This is a genomic window from Natronorubrum marinum, from assembly GCF_052040125.1.
In the GTDB taxonomy this organism is placed as follows: domain Archaea; phylum Halobacteriota; class Halobacteria; order Halobacteriales; family Natrialbaceae; genus Natronorubrum.
On record NZ_JBPPFV010000001.1, the window covers coordinates 1,707,634 to 1,725,858 of the forward strand.

The 18,225-nt window shown below is 65.1% G+C and carries 18 protein-coding genes; 10 read left to right on the plus strand and 8 right to left on the minus strand.

All coding sequences use genetic code 11. The features are described from left to right. Positions 1-204 precede the first annotated feature (204 nt). Entirely contained in the window at positions 205-528 is a 324-nt protein-coding gene (locus tag ACSFC5_RS08425) for a ribbon-helix-helix protein (RefSeq protein ID WP_440764766.1), read from the plus strand. Between the two features lie 166 nt (positions 529-694). Further along, the gene (locus tag ACSFC5_RS08430) at positions 695-820 is read left to right on the plus strand and encodes a hypothetical protein (protein WP_440764767.1); all 126 of its coding nucleotides are present in this window, start codon (positions 695-697) and stop codon (positions 818-820) included. A gap of 176 nt (positions 821-996) precedes the next feature. Here the strand turns inward: ACSFC5_RS08430 and han are convergent, their stop codons facing one another. From han to ACSFC5_RS08445, 3 genes are all read right to left on the minus strand, one after another. Beyond that, complete coding sequence (gene han, locus ACSFC5_RS08435; protein WP_440764768.1) at positions 997-2,904, minus strand: Hef-associated nuclease; 1,908 nt, start codon at positions 2,902-2,904, stop codon at positions 997-999. Between the two features lie 200 nt (positions 2,905-3,104). Continuing rightward, positions 3,105-3,281: a hypothetical protein gene (locus ACSFC5_RS08440; RefSeq protein ID WP_440764769.1), complete on the minus strand. Its 177-nt coding sequence runs from the start codon at positions 3,279-3,281 to the stop codon at positions 3,105-3,107. A gap of 123 nt (positions 3,282-3,404) precedes the next feature. Beyond that, positions 3,405-5,657 carry an NADP-dependent malic enzyme gene (locus ACSFC5_RS08445; RefSeq protein ID WP_440764770.1) on the minus strand — a complete coding sequence of 751 codons (2,253 nt, stop codon included), beginning with the start codon at positions 5,655-5,657 and terminating at the stop codon, positions 3,405-3,407. 207 nt (positions 5,658-5,864) lie between these two features. Between ACSFC5_RS08445 and ACSFC5_RS08450 the strand changes: the two genes are divergently transcribed. Together ACSFC5_RS08450 and ACSFC5_RS08455 are read left to right on the plus strand one after the other, a co-directional pair. Next, positions 5,865-6,362: a Mov34/MPN/PAD-1 family protein gene (locus ACSFC5_RS08450; RefSeq protein WP_440764771.1), complete on the plus strand. Its 498-nt coding sequence runs from the start codon at positions 5,865-5,867 to the stop codon at positions 6,360-6,362. 87 nt (positions 6,363-6,449) lie between these two features. Continuing rightward, the gene (locus tag ACSFC5_RS08455) at positions 6,450-6,881 is read left to right on the plus strand and encodes an FAD synthase family protein (RefSeq protein WP_440764772.1); all 432 of its coding nucleotides are present in this window, start codon (positions 6,450-6,452) and stop codon (positions 6,879-6,881) included. Between the two features lie 76 nt (positions 6,882-6,957). Here the strand turns inward: ACSFC5_RS08455 and ACSFC5_RS08460 are convergent, their stop codons facing one another. Together ACSFC5_RS08460 and ACSFC5_RS08465 are read right to left on the minus strand one after the other, a co-directional pair. Then, the gene (locus tag ACSFC5_RS08460) at positions 6,958-7,689 is read right to left on the minus strand and encodes a cohesin domain-containing protein (protein ID WP_440764773.1); all 732 of its coding nucleotides are present in this window, start codon (positions 7,687-7,689) and stop codon (positions 6,958-6,960) included. Positions 7,690-7,691: 2 nt separating this feature from the next. Beyond that, a complete protein-coding gene (locus ACSFC5_RS08465; RefSeq protein WP_440764774.1) occupies positions 7,692-8,942 on the minus strand; it encodes a DUF7350 domain-containing protein in 1,251 nt (416 codons plus the stop codon). Positions 8,943-9,279: 337 nt separating this feature from the next. Between ACSFC5_RS08465 and ACSFC5_RS08470 the strand changes: the two genes are divergently transcribed. Next, positions 9,280-10,560 carry a YncE family protein gene (locus ACSFC5_RS08470; RefSeq protein ID WP_440764775.1) on the plus strand — a complete coding sequence of 427 codons (1,281 nt, stop codon included), beginning with the start codon at positions 9,280-9,282 and terminating at the stop codon, positions 10,558-10,560. 155 nt (positions 10,561-10,715) lie between these two features. On the opposite strand, the gene ACSFC5_RS08475 is transcribed toward ACSFC5_RS08470, so the two are convergent. After that, on the minus strand, positions 10,716-10,871 hold the full coding sequence (locus ACSFC5_RS08475) for a hypothetical protein (RefSeq protein WP_440764776.1): 156 nt from the start codon (positions 10,869-10,871) through the stop codon (positions 10,716-10,718). A gap of 306 nt (positions 10,872-11,177) precedes the next feature. Between ACSFC5_RS08475 and ilvD the strand changes: the two genes are divergently transcribed. Then, positions 11,178-12,914, plus strand: coding sequence for a dihydroxy-acid dehydratase (gene ilvD / locus ACSFC5_RS08480; protein ID WP_440764777.1), 1,737 nt, complete (start codon positions 11,178-11,180; stop codon positions 12,912-12,914). Positions 12,915-12,962: 48 nt separating this feature from the next. Here ilvD and mobA read toward each other — a convergent pair whose 3' ends face one another. After that, positions 12,963-13,592, minus strand: coding sequence for a molybdenum cofactor guanylyltransferase (gene mobA, locus ACSFC5_RS08485; RefSeq protein ID WP_440764778.1), 630 nt, complete (start codon positions 13,590-13,592; stop codon positions 12,963-12,965). 142 nt (positions 13,593-13,734) lie between these two features. Beyond that, complete coding sequence (locus tag ACSFC5_RS08490; protein ID WP_440764779.1) at positions 13,735-14,439, minus strand: glycosyltransferase; 705 nt, start codon at positions 14,437-14,439, stop codon at positions 13,735-13,737. Positions 14,440-14,591: 152 nt separating this feature from the next. On the opposite strand from ACSFC5_RS08490, the gene ACSFC5_RS08495 reads away from it, so the two are divergent. The 4 genes from ACSFC5_RS08495 to ACSFC5_RS08510 all read left to right on the plus strand — a co-directional run bounded on the left by ACSFC5_RS08495 (position 14,592) and on the right by ACSFC5_RS08510 (position 18,192). Beyond that, positions 14,592-15,572: a beta-ribofuranosylaminobenzene 5'-phosphate synthase family protein gene (locus ACSFC5_RS08495; protein WP_440764780.1), complete on the plus strand. Its 981-nt coding sequence runs from the start codon at positions 14,592-14,594 to the stop codon at positions 15,570-15,572. Positions 15,573-15,866: 294 nt separating this feature from the next. Then, a complete protein-coding gene (locus ACSFC5_RS08500; RefSeq protein WP_440764781.1) occupies positions 15,867-16,703 on the plus strand; it encodes an RAD55 family ATPase in 837 nt (278 codons plus the stop codon). A gap of 140 nt (positions 16,704-16,843) precedes the next feature. Then, a complete protein-coding gene (locus ACSFC5_RS08505; protein WP_440764782.1) occupies positions 16,844-17,722 on the plus strand; it encodes a hypothetical protein in 879 nt (292 codons plus the stop codon). Then, complete coding sequence (locus tag ACSFC5_RS08510; protein ID WP_440764783.1) at positions 17,719-18,192, plus strand: DUF8135 domain-containing protein; 474 nt, start codon at positions 17,719-17,721, stop codon at positions 18,190-18,192. Before ACSFC5_RS08505 ends, ACSFC5_RS08510 begins: the two co-directional genes overlap by 4 nt. Positions 18,193-18,225: the final 33 nt, after the last annotated feature.

The following is an 18,225-nucleotide window of genomic DNA, read 5'->3' on the forward strand; positions in this document are numbered from 1 at the left end:
ATGAGTGAGTGACTGGAAGGAGCGAACGAATCGGTTGGGGAGGAAGTGGCACTCACCGCCGCCAGCGTCAGCAGAGTGCTCGTCTTCGTAGACGTCCGTTTCCAAATGTAATACCACAGCACACTGATCGTCACAGCCGCTGTGTTCTAACTCGGACACCCATAGCACGAAAGCCCTATCCCGTCGGCTCGAGTCTCCACCCGTATGAGCCTCGACGATCTCAACGACGACGTACAGGAGTCCTACACCGCCTTCGACGACGACCTCAGCGTCTCGCTCGACCGAGAAACGAAAAACGAACTCGCCCTGCTCGAGGCCGCCTTAGAACCCGACGAGACGGACGAACTCGTCCGGCGGGCGATCCACATGCTGTTCCAGTCGACCGTCGAAACGGGTAAACTCGACTTCCAGCTTCGGTCGGCCTACGACGTTACCTACGACGAGTACCTCTCGGGGATGACCTTCGAGGAGATGACCGGCGCGGACCAGTATCCGACGATGGACGACGAGCGACGGTACCAGTTCTAGTCGACGGAAGTTCGATCCGACGGACGGCCTCGAGCTATCGTCGAAACTGGATACTCGAGTGACCACTCACCAGCAAACACAGTCATATATACGCATTGTATTGTCACAGAATACTTCTACCTCGATAATAGGCGAGCTTATATGCATCGACTGCTCCGGTCCGGACATGGCAACCAGTCAGTCCGCAACTCACGACTACCGCTGTCCCGAATGTACCGGCTCCCTCCAGTCCCACCACGACTCCCTCGAGTGCGTCGACTGTGGCTACACGCCACGTCACGGGTCGGATTAAAACCGAGTCGACAACAACTCTCGCACGGAGTCACACCGCAGTCCTCGATTTAGCCACCACGATCCGGCGCGCCGCTGCACGAGATCCGCTCAGTTCCGAACGAAAACCGAATCCAGCCGTCGCTCCGTCTCAAAACGGATCGCAGACGAAGGTGAAACCGACCGATGGATAGGCGCTCAGTCGTCGATCGGCGCGGCGCTCGAGAGCGCTTCGTCGATCTCCGCGTCTTCCATCTTGTCGACTAAGGCGTCGATCACTTCTTCGCGTTTGCCCTTGACGAACTTGATCGAGCCGACGACGAGGTGGCCGCCGCCGGAGACGCCGCCGCCCGAAATTTCTTCCTCGAGTTCGGTGACCATGTTGGGGATGTCCAGTCGAACGCCGTCGGATCGAAGGACGGCGAAGTCGGGACCGTAGCCGACCGTGATCACGGGATCGCCGGTCTCCTCGATCTTGCGGTCGTGAATCTCGCCAGTGGTCTTCCCCGGCGCGGGGTACGTAAAGCGGTGGGCGTAGTTCTCGACGTCGATCCGGTAGAGGTGAGCGCCGTTGTCGAGGTCCTCGTGCTCGAGGTGGGGCATCGCCGCGTCGAGTTGGACGTCGACATCGTTGCGAGCGCGGTCCGCGAGGAAGGAAACGAGTTCGCGGTGGCGCTCCTCGTCGTTCGCGTCGATCTGGAGCAGGTCCTGAATCAGCTGATCGCCGGAGTTATAGCGCAGCCAGAAGGCCGCGTAGTCAAGCGCCTCGCTGAGATCCTGCAGCCGCTCCTCGTCGTAGCCCTCCGCAGCGGCGAGTTCGAGGTAGTCGCCCATCGCGTCGGCCTTCGAGCGATCCGAGAGGCCGGCGACGGCGGGGACGTGGCGAAGTTCGTCGGTAATCTCGGGGTCGATCATCCGCGCGAGTTCCACACAGAGCATCCCCGTCGTGATCCGGTAGTCCTCGTCGTGGAGGTAGGGATTGACGTGTGCGTCGAGGAGGTCCTCGACGGCCTCGGGGTCGGGGTGGTGGTGATCGACCGCGACGATCGGGATATCGTAGTGGGCCAGCGTCTCGTAGGCCGGGACGTCCTCGGCCGTCGAGCCGTTGTCGAGCATAAGCAACAGGGGCAGCTGCTGGCCGTGCTTTTCGCGGTCCTCGAGCGCGAAGTTCAGGTCCCGCGTGGCGTCTTCCATCTCGTAGAAGGGGGCCTTCGCGGGGAGGCGCTTGATCAGGTGTCGCGGCGCGTTCTCGTCTTCGTGGACCTCCGCGATGAATCGCTGGAGCGCGATCTGGACGGGCACGGCAGCGCACATCCCGTCGCCGTCGGCGTGGTGACGAACGCGGATCGGACGGCCCTCGAGAACGGTCCGGCGGAGCAGTTTCGCGACCTCCTGGAGGTTCGGTCGGAGCTTCTCGAACGCGGGCCAGTCGATCAGCGGCTCGACGTCGTGGGGTTCCGCGCGGACCTCGAGGGCCTCCGCGAGTCGATCGCGGGCGTCCTCGGCGTCTTCGCCCTCGAGTTTCGAGAGGCCGTCGACCTCGATCTGGACCGATCCCTCACGGTGTTCGGGGGTGCCGGTGACGCGGACGACGTCGCCGACTTCGACGGCGGGGAAGGCGCGGACGCCTGCCTCCTCGAAGGCCGCACACGGGACGACGCCGTACTCGTCTGCGACGTGGAAGATCGTCGGGCCGGCGGTCTGTTTGACCTGCACGACCTCGCCTTCGAGGTGAATCTGGTCGCCGATGGTGGCCTCGAGGCGGTCGGTGCCGGTGAGGCTGTAGTCGTGGGCGACGGCGTCGACCGCGTAGTCGTCGCCGACGTCGGCGGGCTCGAACGCCATATCGCCGTTGTCTCGGACGGCCTCGAGTTCGACGACGAGTTCGTCGCCGACGCCGTAGGTGCCCTCGAGGACGGATTCGTGGACGAGTCCGGAGACGGAGTCAGAGAGATCGACGAAGACGCCGTAGTCGACGATGCCGTTGATTTCGGCGAGGTAAGCCTGGCCGTGTTCGACGTCGTCTGCAGTACACTCGGCAGCGAGATCGTAGACGACGGAATCCCCGTCGTCTGCGCCGGGTTCCCCGGCGGACGCTCGTGTCATCTTGGCCCGTAGTTTGGGACGGTCGCGTATAACCCTTGTCAAGAAGAAGCGACGCTGTCGCCGGGGGCTGTCGGTGAAGACACAGTTCGGCCCGCGAGCGGTGCTGTCGTTCGCCGCAGGTCGTCACCACCGCTCGTCGTCACCGACCGTCTCGTGTCCTCGAGACCGACCGCGAGACCGGCGGGAGTGGCTCTGTCGAATCACTCATCACTGAGTATCTGTCCCGCACCCAGAACAAGAAGGACGGCAATCAACGGCCCCAACAACCGTCCGTGGAGAAGAGGATCAATATCAGCCGCTATAACGGCGATGTATGCTGGGGTAACAAGCATTGCAAGTACTATCAGAACGGCACCGGTCTTCGACGAATCACCCATTCATACACTCCCTAGTATCGATCAAGGGAGATAGAATCCTGAATGTTACGTTCACGTGGAACGAGCGTGCGTTTCACGCTAAATACCGCTGAAGAATGGGGCTCAACGGAGCCGTGAGAGCAGCTACTCGTCCTGCGCGTCGACGGTCGCGACGGCGGCCAGGTTCACGATATCCGTGACCTCGTCGTCGCGCTGGAGGACGTGAACCGGCTCGCCCATGCCGACGAGCATCGGCCCGATCGCCTCGGCGCCGCCGAGTCGCTGGAGCAGTTTGTAGCAGATGTTCCCCGCCTCGAGATTGGGGAGGACGAGCACGTTCGCGGGCTCGTCGAGGTCGGTGAACTCGTAGCTGCCCTCGAGCAGTTCCTCGACGACGGCGGTGTCGGCCTGCATCTCCCCGTCGACCGGGAAGTCGACGCTCGGATCCTCGCGAAGCCGCTCGGCGGCCTGTCGGGGCTTTCGCGTCCCCTCGTTGTCGACGCTGCCGAAGTCCGAATACGACAGCAACGCGGCACGCGGTTCGACGTTGAACCGTCGGGCGAGATCGGCGGTGTGGCGCGTGATCTCGGCCAGCACCTCCTCGTCGGGATCCTGATTGACGGTCGTATCCGCGAGGAAGACGACGCGGTTCTTGAACGTGAGCATGTAGACGCCGGCGGCGTAGTCGGTGTCGGGAGCCGTCCCGATCACCTGCAGCGGCGGTCGAAGCGCCGACGGATAGTGGTTCGTCAGTCCGGTCAGCATCGCGTCGGCGTCGCCCTGATCGACCATCACGGACGCGAAGTAGTTGCTGTCCCGGATCAGATCAACTGCCTCAGTGCGCGTCACGCCCTTTCGCTGTCGGCGCTCGTAGAGCGCGTCGGTGTATTCCCCGTAGTCGCCCGCGCTCGGATCGACGACCTCGGGCTGAAACTCGAGTCCCAGATTCGCGACGGTCGTCTTGATCTCGTCTTCGTCGCCGATCAGGACCGGCTGGGCGATCTCTCGCTCTTCGATCTGGGCCGCGGCCCGGATGATCTTCTCGTTGCCACCCTCGGCTAGCGCGAGGCGCTTCGGATCGCTCTTGGCCTTGTTGAACACGGTCCGCATCATCTCCCGGGACTTGCCGAGACGGGCCTCGAGGCGTTCGACGTACGCCTCGGGATCGAGCTCCGCTCGCGCGGCGCCGGACTCCATCGCGGCGCGAGCGACGGCGGGGGCTACCTCGAACAGCACCCGGGGATCGAGCGGTTTCGGGATGATGTACTCGGAACCGAACTGCAGCGGTTGCTCGCCGTAGGCCTTGCGGACGGCGTCGGGGACGTCCTTTTTCGCGAGGTCGGCGATGGCCTCCGCGGCCGCGACCTTCATCGCCTCGTTGATTTCGGCCGCGCGGACGTCGAGCGCCCCGCGGAAGATGAAGGGGAAGCCGAGGACGTTGTTGACCTGGTTCGGGTAGTCCGAGCGCCCGGTCGCCATGATGACGGTGTCGTCCCGGGCCGTTTTCGCCGTCTCGTAGTCGATCTCGGGGTTAGGGTTGGCCATCGCGAACAGGATCGGCTCCTCGGCCATCGACTGGACCATCTCCGCGCTCACGATGCCGCCGACGGAGAGCCCGACGAAGACGTCCGCGTCGACCATCGCGTCTTCCAACTCGCCGTCGGGGACGTCGCGAGCGAACTCGCGGCTGTAGGGGTCGAGATCGTCGGCCTCCGCTCGAGCGGTCGTCAAAATGCCGTCGATATCGACCATCGTGATGTTCTCCTTCCGGACCCCGAGCGAGACGAAGAATCGAGCGGTCGCGAGCGCCGCAGCGCCCGCGCCAGCGAAGGTGACGGAGAGCGTCTCGAGATCCTTTCCGGCGATTTCGGTGGCGTTCAGCAGTGCGGCCCCGGAGATGATCGCGGTTCCGTGCTGGTCGTCGTGAAAGACCGGAACGTCCATGCGCTCTCTGAGTCGTTCCTCGATCCGAAAGCAGTCGGGCGCGCCGATGTCCTCTAGGTTGACCCCGCCGAAGGTCGGCTCCATCGCCGCGACCGACTCGACGAAGGCGTCGACGTCGTCGTGGTCGAGTTCGATGTCGAAGACGTCGATATCCGCGAAGCGCTTGAACAGGACGCCCTTCCCCTCCATGACGGGTTTCGACGCCTGCGCGCCGATGTCGCCGAGACCAAGGACGGCAGAGCCGTTCGAGACGACGCCGACGAGGTTCCCCTTGGCCGTGTAGGTGTACGCCTCGTTCTCGTCCGCGTCGATCTCCAGACACGGCGCGGCGACGCCGGGCGAGTACGCAAGCGAGAGATCGCGCTGGGTGCTTGTCGATTTCGTCGTCCGAATTTCGATCTTCCCCGGTGGGTTCTCGCGATGATAGTCGAGTGAATCTTCGTCTAATGACATAACTCGTGGTACGAACACCCTCCAGAAAAACGCCCCGCTATTCCGCGTAAGAGTGTATCCACACCGGGTGACCGCCGATAATTATCACGGAAAATTCACATAGTTTTCGCGGACTGGACCGGCCTGACGCAGCGGCCAATCGAGGCGGAAACTCGAGTCGCGTACCTGATCGGAACGTTTAGCAACCGCAAGCACTCAGGTCGTCACATGGGGTTGTTCGACGCGCTGTTTCGCTCGAGTTCGATTCTCGGTATCGCCGAGGAGACGCTCGAGTTCGCCATCGAGTCCTCGGAGGCGTCCCACCCGAACGAGTACATGGGATTCCTCCGGGGGACCGAGGCGGATCGGCTGGGGCTCGACAGCGACGGACTCGTCATTACGGACATTCTCGTCGTCCCCGGCACCGAGTCGAACAGCGTCAGCGCGACCGTCAAGACGAGCCAGATTCCGAACGACGTGAAGGCACTCGGCAGCGTTCACTCCCACCCGAACGGGGTGATCAGCCCGAGCGCTGCGGACTTAGAGACGTTCGGTCGGGGCAGCGTCCACGTCATCATCGGCGCGCCGTACCGCCGTTCGGACTGGCAGGCCTTCGATTCGCAGGGCCAGCGGACCCAGTTGAACGTGATCGACGTGGAGCTTCCCGAAACCGAGGACTTCTTCGACTTTACGCAGGCGGATATCGACGACGAACTCAGACGTTAGTATGATTCTCGAGACGACGCCGACAACGACGACCGTGTTCACGACTACACCCGCGACGGGACGTTCGACCGCCCGACGGAGGCGGACATGACGCGGACGGTTATCGCCCAGGGAACGTTCGACATCATCCATCCGGGCCATGTCCACTACCTGAAGGAGGCCGCGGCGATGGGCGACGAACTGTACGTCATCGTCGCGCGCAAGGCGAACGTCGACCACAAGGAGAAGCCGATCTGCCCCGGGACGCAGCGCCGGGACGTCGTCGACGCGCTCGAGGCCGTCGACGAGGCGATCCTCGGCCACGAGGAGGACATCTTCGTTCCGATCGAGGAGATCGATCCCGACGTGATCGCGCTGGGCCACGACCAGCACCACGACGCCGCGGGCATCGAGAGCGAACTCGAGCGCCGCGGGATCGACTGCACCGTCGAGCGTGCGAGCGGGCGCGATCCCGCGGACGGCGAGGAGATCCTCTCGACGCGGCTGATCATCGAGCGAATCCTCGAGCGCCGGGGCTAACGGCGACGGCCGGTTTCAGCGAGACATTTCGGCAAAAACGAGACAGTGGAGCGATAGCCTCGAGCGAGCAGTTCCCTCAAGCGCGTCGATAGCCGACGCCCGCCGCGAGCGCGGCGAGGACTGCGACCGCAGCGACGATTCCGAAGCCGGAAAGCGGTTCGTCGCCCGTCCCGTCGTCTCCGCCCGCCGTTTCATCGTCCTCGATCGGCTCGGGCGGCGATGCGCCGACAACCTCGGCATCGTCGTCCACGGAAACGCTTCCGTTGTGGGTGAACGACTGGAGCGGCCAGTCGTTGGTCAACTCGGACTCGACGTCCGTGACGTTGACCGGCGAGGTTTCGCCGTGAGCGTCGTCCGCGACGGTGAACGTGAGCGTCGCCATCCGCGCCTGGCCCGTCGAGCCGCCGTCGGGCGGATCGCGGTACTGATCGATGAACGCGTACCCCTTCTCGTCGTCGATATCCGTTTCGGTGACGATCTCGGTCTCGTTATCCTGTTCGAACCAGGGACCGCGGGTGATCTTCTCGAGCGCCAGCACGTCGCTGTCGTACTCGACGCCGAAAGCGACCCGTTCGATGCCGACGCCGCCGTAACCGCCGTCACTGGTCATCACGATCGCAACGTGGATCGTCTCGCCCGGCGGTGCCTGGGCGTCCTCCGGTTCGACCTCGAAGATCGTCGCGCTGTCGCCCGCGCCGGCGGTCCCGGCGAACCCGGCGGCTCCCACGCTGGCGCAGAGCACCGCGACGAGAACGACCGCGAGGAAACGTCTCGCCCGACCCATCGTCAGCTGTTTCCCTTTTCCCATCGTCAGGCGTCCTCGATCTCGAGCGTCAGTTCGCCCGTCGACAGGAAGGCCGTCTCGTACCCCTGATGGCGGGAGACCTGCGGCGGGCTCTCGACCACGATGTGGAGTTCGTCACCCGCCTCGACGTCCTCGAGCGCCACCCCGTAATGGAAGTTCAGTTCGTGGTCGAGCGTCGGGGTCAGTTCGGGGTCGGCGACCGTCTCGCCGTCGCGCTCGAGTCGGATCGAGAGCGACTGCTGGGAGAGCACGCAGCGGTTGTACGGCGTCCTCGGCGAGACGGCGAGATAGCGCTCGTCATCGTCGACGAACCGAGACCCTGCGGACAGCACCGTCGTCGCGTAAACGCCGTCGTCGAGGGTTGGCTCGCCCAGGAGATCTCCCGGCAGGTCCTCGGCCGGCGGGAGCGACGAGTACGGCATCTCGTGGTCGTGGTGGCCGTGGCCGTGATCGTGGTCGCCGTCCCCGTCCTCATGGTCGTCACTGTCGCCGTGGTTGTCGTGTTCGTCGTCGCGATCGCCGTCACCGTGTTCGTCGTCGTGATCGCCATGCTCGTCGCTGCCCTGTCCCATCGGAGGAACCGCATCGCGGTCGCCCCAGCGGTCCTCGTCGAAGAATTCGATTCGATCGACCATATCGTGACGCGCCTCGTCGGTGATCTCGAACTCGAACGTGGCCGTTACGCCCTCGTCGAATCGGTCCGCCAACTCGCCGGTCAGTCGGATGTCGGAGATCGACTCGAGGGAGACGGTCGCGGTGTACGTGCCGTTGCCGTCGATCGGGACGTTGTCGCCGAGGTGGAACCCCATCCCCTGAGAGATCATCGTCCACGGGGAGCGTTCGGAGACGGACTCGCCGTCTTTCGTCAGTTCGATCGTCGAGCCGACGGCGACGGGGATAACGACCTCGGTGTCGGGATCCCAGACCGTGGCCATCAGGTGGACGGCGTCGTCTGCGGGCGGGTCGACTTCCGTCGGTCCCGGCATGGTCCAGAAGAAGTGCGGGATCGACAGCATCGGCGACAGCGCGAACTCTCCGGCGGTTACCGTCTCCAGTGCGATCATCCCGTCGCGGTGCGACGGCAGGTACGTCGCGTTTGGAGGGTCTTCGACCCGAGGTAACGCATCGAACCCATCGTCACCTCCGTCCTCGTCATCGTCCCCCTCATCGCCGCCGTCGTCGTCGCCGAAACAACCGGCTCCGACGGCGAGCGCGCCGGCTGCGACACCAGTGTACAGCACCCGTCGACGTTTCATCTTGGTCGAAGGTGAGGGGAGAACGGATTTATATCCCGTGATCGTCGCCGATACCACCGCAATCCCGGTCGTGTATCCTCGAGCGTCGTCGGCAGGTTCTCGCGACCCGCTCGAAGGGGACAACCGACGGTCTCGAGGCGGCGTCGCCGGCGCAATCGATGCAGTCTTCGAACAGCGGCCGCGACACCGAACCCGAGATTCGTCACCGGTATCGGCCAGTATTGACCACAATACTGGCAAGCGGAAATTGTTACCTGTATCTGTGAGGCGGCCGTATTCGGCGCTTTCACGGCCTCAGAACGAAGGTATTATACTTGGTAGTACCTAGGTGCTGAACATGACAGCACGGAAAACTCGACGCCGATTTCTGCAGACGAGTACTGTCGTTGGTGGGGTCGCACTCGCAGGCTGTCTGGGAGGCGACGACGACAACGGTGACGACGAGAACGGCGACGACGGTGGCGACGGAACCGAGGCGGCGTTCGCCAGCGCCAGTCCGGTCTGCCACGACTACACGCAGGACGGACAGTACGCCTACGTGACGCTCGGACCCGGCTACGGCGACGGCGGTCTCCTCGTGTTCGACTTCGAAACCTTCGAAATCGTCGAGGAGTTCCCGGATATTCCCGCAAACTGCGGGACGATCGCTCACCCCGAGGAAGCGAAGTTCTACGTCAACGCCGGCCGCGCCGACGTCGACGGCGCCGACCCAGCGGGCGAGTGGTGGGTCTTCGACACCGACGAACACCGCCCGATCAACCCGGAGACCGGTGAAGCCGACGAGGATTACGACCTCGAGGCGGTCACTCGAGACAGTAACGGCTACGACACTCACGGCGTCTGGTTTACGCCGGACAACGAGGAACTGTGGATGGTCAACCGGGACACCGACGACGGCTTCGTCGTCGACCCCGAAACCGACGAAGTCATCGACGAAATCGAGAACGCCGGCACCTCCCCGGACATTTTGACGGCCTCGCCGGACGGCGAGTACATGTTCGCGACGACCCGCGGTCCCGACCAGCAGTCCGGCCCTCACGCCATCGCCGGCGACGAGCCGGGCGTCGCCGTCCTCGACGTCGAGAGCCGCGAACTGGTCCAGGTCATCGAACCCGACCCGATCGACGACTACGCCGACGAGGATATCGAAGCCGACGACGTCGCGATTCCGGACTTCCACGGTATCGGCCTCGTCCCCGGCGACAGCGACGACGACTACGAACTGTGGGCCGTCGACCAGGGTACCGCGACGCTGTACGTCATCGAACCGGACGGTGACGACTTCACGGTCACCGACGAGATCGATCTCGGTGACGGTCTCGAAGAGACCCCCCACATGGTCGACTACGACTCCGAGTTCCGCTACGGCGTGATTCCGAGCACCAGCGGCGCAAAGACCCAAATCGTGCGCGTCGACGACTACGAGATCGTCGCGGAGCTCGACACCGGCGCCGGATCGCACTTTGCGGGCGTCAACCCCGACGACGAGTCGATTCTCGTCGACGTGATCGGCGACGAGAAGTTCGTCGAAATCGACGCCGACTTCGAGGGCGAGGCGTTCGAGATCAGCCAGGAACTCGTACTCTCGGAGCTCGAGCAGTTCCCCGGCGGCGAGTAACGAACCGATTGCCGACGGACGCGGTTGCTACCGATTTCTTCGGTCGGATTTACAATACTCGACTCGAGTCGGCTCTCCAGATTTGTCACAGATCGTCGACGAGTGTATACGAGGAGCGAGAGAACCCGTCCTATCGGCAAAAATATACGGCTGACTCAGTTTTCGATGACGACCGGCGGCGGGAGCCTGATCGAGTCGACGGCGTGTCCCGTCTCCACGAAGTGATCGATCGCGCGTTTCGAGACCTCCTCGGGCGTACATCCGTCCTCCGTATTTGCGTGCCAGTCACATTCGAGACAGTACTTGTGCATCTGTCGTTCTTACACACCAGTCGACGACAGAGGGTTGAAAGCGTCGTGCAGGAAAGCGACGGTCCATGCACTCGCCTGCGGAGGATAGTCACAGGTGGACATGAGTTACGATCTGTGAGGAATGTCCGGGTTACAACCGACGAAAATTGCGCGATCGAGCGGCGTTCGGTTCCCGTCGCGTGCCGGTGACCGTTGTCCGCAGAACGCGAGTACCCCCGACGATCACCCGAACTCGTTCGACTACAGTTCGACGGGACTGGTGTCCGTATCCGGGGCCTTTAAGCGCCGAGGAGGCATTTCCCCGGTATGAGTCAACAGCCCGAACAGCGATCGCCCGCGGAGGGCAAACCCGACGAGTTACCGAGCAAGGAGGTCACCGAGGGGACCGAACGGGCACCCCACCGGGCGATGTTCCGCGCGATGGGGTACGACGACGACGACCTCGCCTCGCCGATGATCGGCGTCGCGAACCCGGCCGCCGACATCACACCCTGTAACGTCCACTTAGACGACGTGGCCCAGTCTGCCTACGACGCCGTCGATGAAGCCGATGGGATGCCGATCGAGTTCGGGACGGTCACCATCTCCGACGCCATTTCGATGGGGACCGAGGGAATGAAGGCTTCCCTGATCTCTCGAGAAGTGATCGCCGACTCCGTCGAACTGGTCGCATTCGGCGAGCGCATGGACGGACTCGTCACCATCGGCGGCTGCGACAAGAACATGCCCGGGATGATGATGGCCGCTATCCGCACCGACCTGCCGAGCGTCTTCCTCTACGGCGGCTCCATCATGCCCGGCGAGCACGAGGGTCGCGAGATCACGGTCCAGAACGTCTTCGAGGGCGTCGGCTCCGTAGCCGACGGCGAGATGACCGAGGAGGAACTCGACGAGATGGAGCACAACGCCTGTCCCGGCGCCGGCTCCTGCGGCGGAATGTTCACCGCCAACACGATGGCCTCGATCTCCGAGACGATCGGCTTCGCCCCGCTCGGTTCCTCGTCGCCGCCCGCCGAGGACGACGAGCGCTACGAGGTCGCCCGCGAGAGCGGCGAACTCGCCGTCGAAGCCGTCCACGAGCAGCGAAAACCCTCGGACTTCCTCTCGCGAAAGTCCTTCGAGAACGCCATCGCGCTCCAGGTTGCCATCGGCGGCTCGACCAACGCCGTGCTCCACCTGCTGGCGATGGCCGCCGAGGCCGGCGTCGAGCTCGACATCGAGGACTTCAACGAGATCAGCGCCCGCACGCCGAAGATCGCCAAACTCCAGCCCAGCGGCGCGCGCGTGATGAACGACCTCCACGAGGTCGGCGGCGTCCCGGTCGTCCTGCGGGAGTTGCTGGAAGCGGACCTGCTCCACGGGGACGCGCTGACCGTCACCGGCGAGACGATGGCCGAGGCGCTCGAGCGCGTCGATCCACCGGCGATTTCGGAACTCGACGCCGACTTCCTCTACACCGTCGACGACCCGATCCACGAGCGCGGTGCCATCCGCATCCTCACGGGGAACCTCGCGCCCGACGGCGCGGTCATCAAGATCACGGGCGAGGACCACCTCCATCACGAGGGGCCGGTCCGCATCTTCGAGCAAGAGGAGACGGCGATGGCGTACGTCCAGGAGGGCAACGTCGAGACCGGCGACGTTATCGGCATCCGCAACGAGGGTCCCCAGGGCGGTCCCGGCATGCGCGAGATGCTCGGCGTCACCTCGGCTGTCGCCGGTCAGGGCCACGCCGAAGACGTCGCGCTCTTTACCGACGGCCGGTTCTCCGGCGCCACTCGAGGCTTCTCCATCGGCCACGTCGCGCCCGAGGCCGCCGCCGGCGGTCCGATCGCGGCGCTCGAGGACGGTGACACGATCACCATCGACATCGACGAACTCGAACTCTCCGTGGATCTCTCCGACGAAGAAATCGAGCGGCGACTCGAGGCCCGCGACCCGCCCGAGCCGAACTACACGAGCGGCGTGCTGGCGAAGTACGGCCAGACGTTCGACTCGGCAGCCAATGGTGCGGTGACGAACCCCGGCGCAAAGCAGGACTGAATCGGCGTCGTTTTTTCGAAGGGAGGATTTTCGCGCCGCCCCGCAGGGCTAGGACTGCTCGAGCCGCCGCGTCGCGTCCCGTCGCGCCGCCTGCGTGTCGATGCTGTCGAACGTTCGGTCGGAGACGCACTCGAGGTCGGCTTCGGCGACCGTCGCGAGGTCGAGTTCCTCGAGTGCAGCCATCACTCGGCCGTCCCCGGCCGAGAGTCGCTCCTCGCAAACGCGAGCCATCGTCTCGGTGCGGTAGACGGCCTGCATCGGCTGCAACCAGCCATCTGCGAGTCGAACGACGGCACCGTCGTGCCCGCGGGCGCGGTCGTGAAGCACCTCGAGCAGAACGGGATCGACGAAGGGCATGTCGCAGGCCACGACGACGGCGTACTCGCGGTCGAGCGCCTCGAGACCGATCTGCATCCCCGAAAGCGGGCCGCGGTCTGGAACCGGATCGGTCGCGTAGCGGGGGTCGACGCCGCTGCCCGAGAGCGCGTCTCGGATCGGCTCGAGTTGGTCCGTCCGACAGTTGACCACGCAGTCGTCAGCCACCCTCGCGAGGCGGTCGACGACGCGACGGATCATCGGCGTCCCGGCGAGGTCGGCGACGGCCTTGTCGCTCTCGCCGAAACGCGTGGAGTAACCGCCCGCGAGCACGACGCCGCCGAGTGAGCCGTTTCGCGTCACGTCCAGTCGGTACGGATCACGATCGTATAAAGACACAGCGACAATCCCGGTCGGCTGGAACTCCGAACGCGCCGTCGGGAACACTGCGTTGGAACCATCCGGCCGTCGATCGGCGCGAGCGGTGGCCCGAGTCCGCGACTGATTAGCGAAAATGCGCTCGAGACGGCGACCGGCCGGGAATCGCGTACTCGAGATACCCCCTGAAATATGCGAGAAAGAGGGGGAGATACCCCTCCTCGCGCTGGCGACGGGCCGAGGTCTCGACCGGGCAGGTGTGATCGTAGACGACCAGTCCCTCGTCGCGCAGTCGTAGCGAGAGGTCGGTGTCCTCGAGAAATGGCAGCGACTCGTCGAAGCCGCCGACCGCCTCGAACGCCGAGCGACGAACGCTGCAGTTACAGCCGGGTTGCTGGACGAAGCCGAGGGGCCAACTGAGGCGGTACCACCAGTCCGAGAGGAGCCGAAACAGCAGTCGGTGTCGAACCGCGCCGGTGATGGGACGAAGCGGCCCGCCGACGCCGACGACCGAAGGCGTCGCGTAGTGGCGTCGGTGGCATCGAACCCACGCCGGAGGAACGACCGTGTCGGCGTCGGTAAAGAGGAGGAGGTCACCGGTGGCCGCCTCAGCACCCTGGTTTCGAGCCGTTCCCGGCCCGTTTTCCCGTTCGTCGACGAGCACGCGGTCGGTAACCGAATGCTCGCGGGCGGCTGCCAGCGTCGCCGAGCCGCTGGCGACCACGACGACCTCGAGTTCGCCGTCGAAGACCTGCCCCACGAGCGAGTCGAGCGTTCGCTCGAGACGCGCGACCTCCTCGCGGGCGGGGACGACGACCGACGCGGTGTCCATCGACGGAGACTGTCGCCGCAAGCGGTATAGTCGCTACGTCTCCACAGTTTGTGAGCAGATGGCTCGACGATGTGTGGTCCGCCGCGTTCGAGACGTTCACAGTCGTTGCCAGCGTCGAAATCCCCTTCCCGGGGGCCTCCCTACCGCAGCGTATGACGACCGCGACCGTCACCGCAGGCGCGCGACTCCACGTCGGCTTTCAGAACCTCTCGCTCGCCCGGCGGCGACTCTACGGCGGCATCGGCGTCGGTCTCGAGGAGCCCAGCGTAACGGTCGTGGCCGAACCCGCCTCCGGCGTCGAGTGCGACGATCCGCTGGTCTCCGAGTACGCCGCTCGAGCCGTCGACGTTCTCGACGTTCCCGGCGTTGCGATTGCGCTCGAGGAACGGCTCCCGCGCCACGTCGGCCTCGGGAGCGGGACCCAGCTCGCCCTGTCAGTACTCGCCGCAACGGCACGGGCACACGGGCTCGAACCGGAGATCCGAGACCGGGCCCCTGCGATGGGACGCGGCGGTCGGAGCGGCGTCGGCGTCGGCACGTTCGAGGACGGCGGCTTCGTCGTCGACGCCGGCCACCCGACGAACCGGTTTACGACCGAGCCGCCGGCCGAGGGCGACTGGACGGTCCCGCCGGTCGTCGCCCGACACGAGATCCCCGACGAGTGGCGATTCCTCGTCGTCGTCCCCGAGGCCGAGCCCGGCCGCAGCGGCGACGACGAGGACGCGAGTATGCGTACCGTCGTCGAGCGCGCCGATCCCGCCGTCGCGGACGAAATCGCCGGCGTCGTCACCCGGAAACTGCTGCCCGCCGCCGCGGAGGGCCGACTCGAGCCCTTCGGCGAGGCGATCGCCGAAATCGGCCGCAAGAACGGCGCGTGGTACGCCGACGCGCAGGGTGGCGTCTTCCGACCGCCCGCGGGGACGCTCGTCGAAACGCTCGAGGCGTGTCCGGTCTGTACGGGCGTCGGCCAGTCGTCGTGGGGCCCCGTCGTCTACGGCGTGATGGACCGTACGCACGCCGACGAGGCCGAATCAGCGGCTCGAGACGCGCTGGCGGATAACGGACTCGAAGGGCGGGTTGTTTTGACGGAAGCGGCCTCGAGCGGGGCTCGAATTCGGATTGGCGGCAATTGATACTCTCACACCAGTGGCGCGCGGTGGGCTGTAGCGGTGACGCGTAGGCTGTGGTGAGCGAACAGCGAACCGCAGCCTGGAATTGCGCGAGGTCGTCGCAGATAATACGAGCGACTGCCTGGAAGACGCAAAGCGTCTTCCTGTGAATGAACGAGCGACTATCAGGAAGCGAGTGACTCGGTTGGGAAAATGTGGAAATCACCGGAGCCGGTGCGTGTTCACCAAATCGGTAGCAGCGACTCACGCCACCGTACCTGCCACAACAGGTAAGCGGACGCGAGCAAATCCCACCGTATGAAACGGCTTCCGTTCGGCGTCTCGCGGCTCGATCGGACGATCGGTGGTGGCGCCCCCGCCGGCAGCGTCGTCCTGCTCGCAGGCGAGGCGGGGGCCGGCGCGCGGGAGTTCTGTTACACAGCCACGGCGATGAACGGCCTCGCCGGGGCCGATCCCGACCAGTTCGAGCGCTACTACGGCGATCTCGAGTCCGAGGCCGTGTTGCCAGACGACGTGCACTACGTCTCGTTCACCGACGAACGCAGCGCGATCGTCGACGAGATGCGGTACGTCCTGGAGGATGACCTCGTCGACGCCGGCATGGCCGACGTCTCGGTCGTCGACCTCGGCGAGGCGTACTTTCAGGTGACACCCGTCCCGACGGCGTGGTACGCCGATCGGACGAGCGACATCACCGACCTTGGCGACCGAACCGGCCGACGCGACGTCCTAGAGACGTTCGGTGACTACCTGACCGAGCACGCCGCGGACAGTCTCGTCGTGATCGACTCCATCTCCGACCTCGTCGCGGCCGCGGACGAGCAGTTCGGCTGGGCGGACCTGACCGTCCTGCTCAAGGGGCTCAAGCGCGCGGCCCACCGCTGGGGCGGCGTCATCTTACTGGTAGTCAACACGGACGTCCTCGAGCCCACCGAGTACGGACGCCTGAAGGAAGCGACCGATGGCACGCTCTCCTTCGAGTGGGAGAGCGGCGGGTCCGAACGGGCCCGCACGCTCGTCGTCGAACAGTTCCGCGGGGTGCTCTCGCGACTCGAGGACGAGGACATCGTCCGCTTCGAGACCGAGATCCGCGACAGCGGATTCGACATCAGTAACGTTCGCAAGATTCGGTAGGTCGACCGCCAGGTACAGGGAGTCGGCTTCGATCCGCAGCGATCGATCTCGAGAACGCGTCAGAGACGCCCGCTCGGGCGCGTATCGAGCGGTGAGTCCGAACCAACCCTTATGCCCGTCTCGGTCCTGTATCACATATCATGTCGAGCGAGAACGACAGCCGCGTCTCATTCGGGGTCCCCGGCGAGGTGGACGACTGGCTCGCTCGAGAGGCCGACCGACGCGGACAGACGCGAGACGACGTCTGTCGCCAGTTGGTGGCCGCAGCGCACGCCATCGCGTCCGACGACGACTTCAGCCCACCCGATCTCGAGGACGTCACGGGCCTTCACTCCGAACTCGAAGCCCAACGCGAGGAGTTTCGTGAGCTTCTCGAGGACGTCCGCGCCCGCGTCGTCCAGGTCAAACGCGAGACCGACGCGAACGCGCCGGCCGACCACGAACACACTGAACACGCGACCGACGATGACCTCGCAGCCCTTCGGGCGGATCTCGAGACGCTCGAGTCGACCGTCGACGACGGCTTCGCGAACTTCGAGAGCGTCCTCGAGCACCTGTTCGCGGAAACCGAGACCCTCGAGGAGCACGCGACGCTGCTGGCGACCGCCGTCATCGATCTCCGAGAGCAACGCGACATCGCTGCACGGCGCACACGACGGCGAGCCGAGGCCGACCGACTCAAACGTGCGGCGAATCAGCTGGGTATCCGAACGGCCGTCTGTGACGCCTGCGACGAACGAGTCGACCTGGCGCTCCTGACCGAAGCCGCGTGCCCCCACTGTGCCAGCGGGATTACGGACCTCGTCGAAAACGCCTCGTTTTTCGGCTCGCACACGCTCGAGACGGGGGAGCCGCCGGCGCTCGAGGGGCAGGTCGCCCCTCCGACCACCTCGTCGGCGGCCGTCTTCGAGGCCGTCGAAGCGGATGTTGCGACGAACGACTCGACGGCGGACGACGAGCGCGACGGCTCGAGTCGGGAACCCGTCGCCGAGGCGAAGTCGGAGAGGGCGACTCGATGACCGACCATAGCGAGTCCGGAGGGCGAACCGCCGATACTCCCGAAACCGACGTCGACCCGGAGGCGCTCGCGCGAACCGGACCGCTCAGCGATTTGGCGACAGCGGCCGACGAGCGGCGATCGACGGACCGGCATCGAGAGCGGGACGTCGATGTGGAGCCTTCGTCGCTGTCCGATTCCGACTTCGACGACCTGTTCGATCGCGAGGACGTCACCGAGATCGACGCCGAACGGCTCTGGACCGCAATCGAGGCTGATCCCGACGCACCCACCACCTGCTCCGATGACCGGGAGATTCGTGACCTCGATAGCGGGAATTATTGCCACCAGTGTCCGCACTTCTCGGCGCCGCCGTCTGTCGCGTGTAGCCGCGAGGGGACCGACATCCTCGAGATGACCGCCCTCGAGACGTTCCGGGTTGCCGACTGTCCCGTGGTGCTCGAGGACGAGCGACTCGAGCGCGGCCATTGAGGTCGATGACGGCGGTCAGTATCCTTTTGCGTC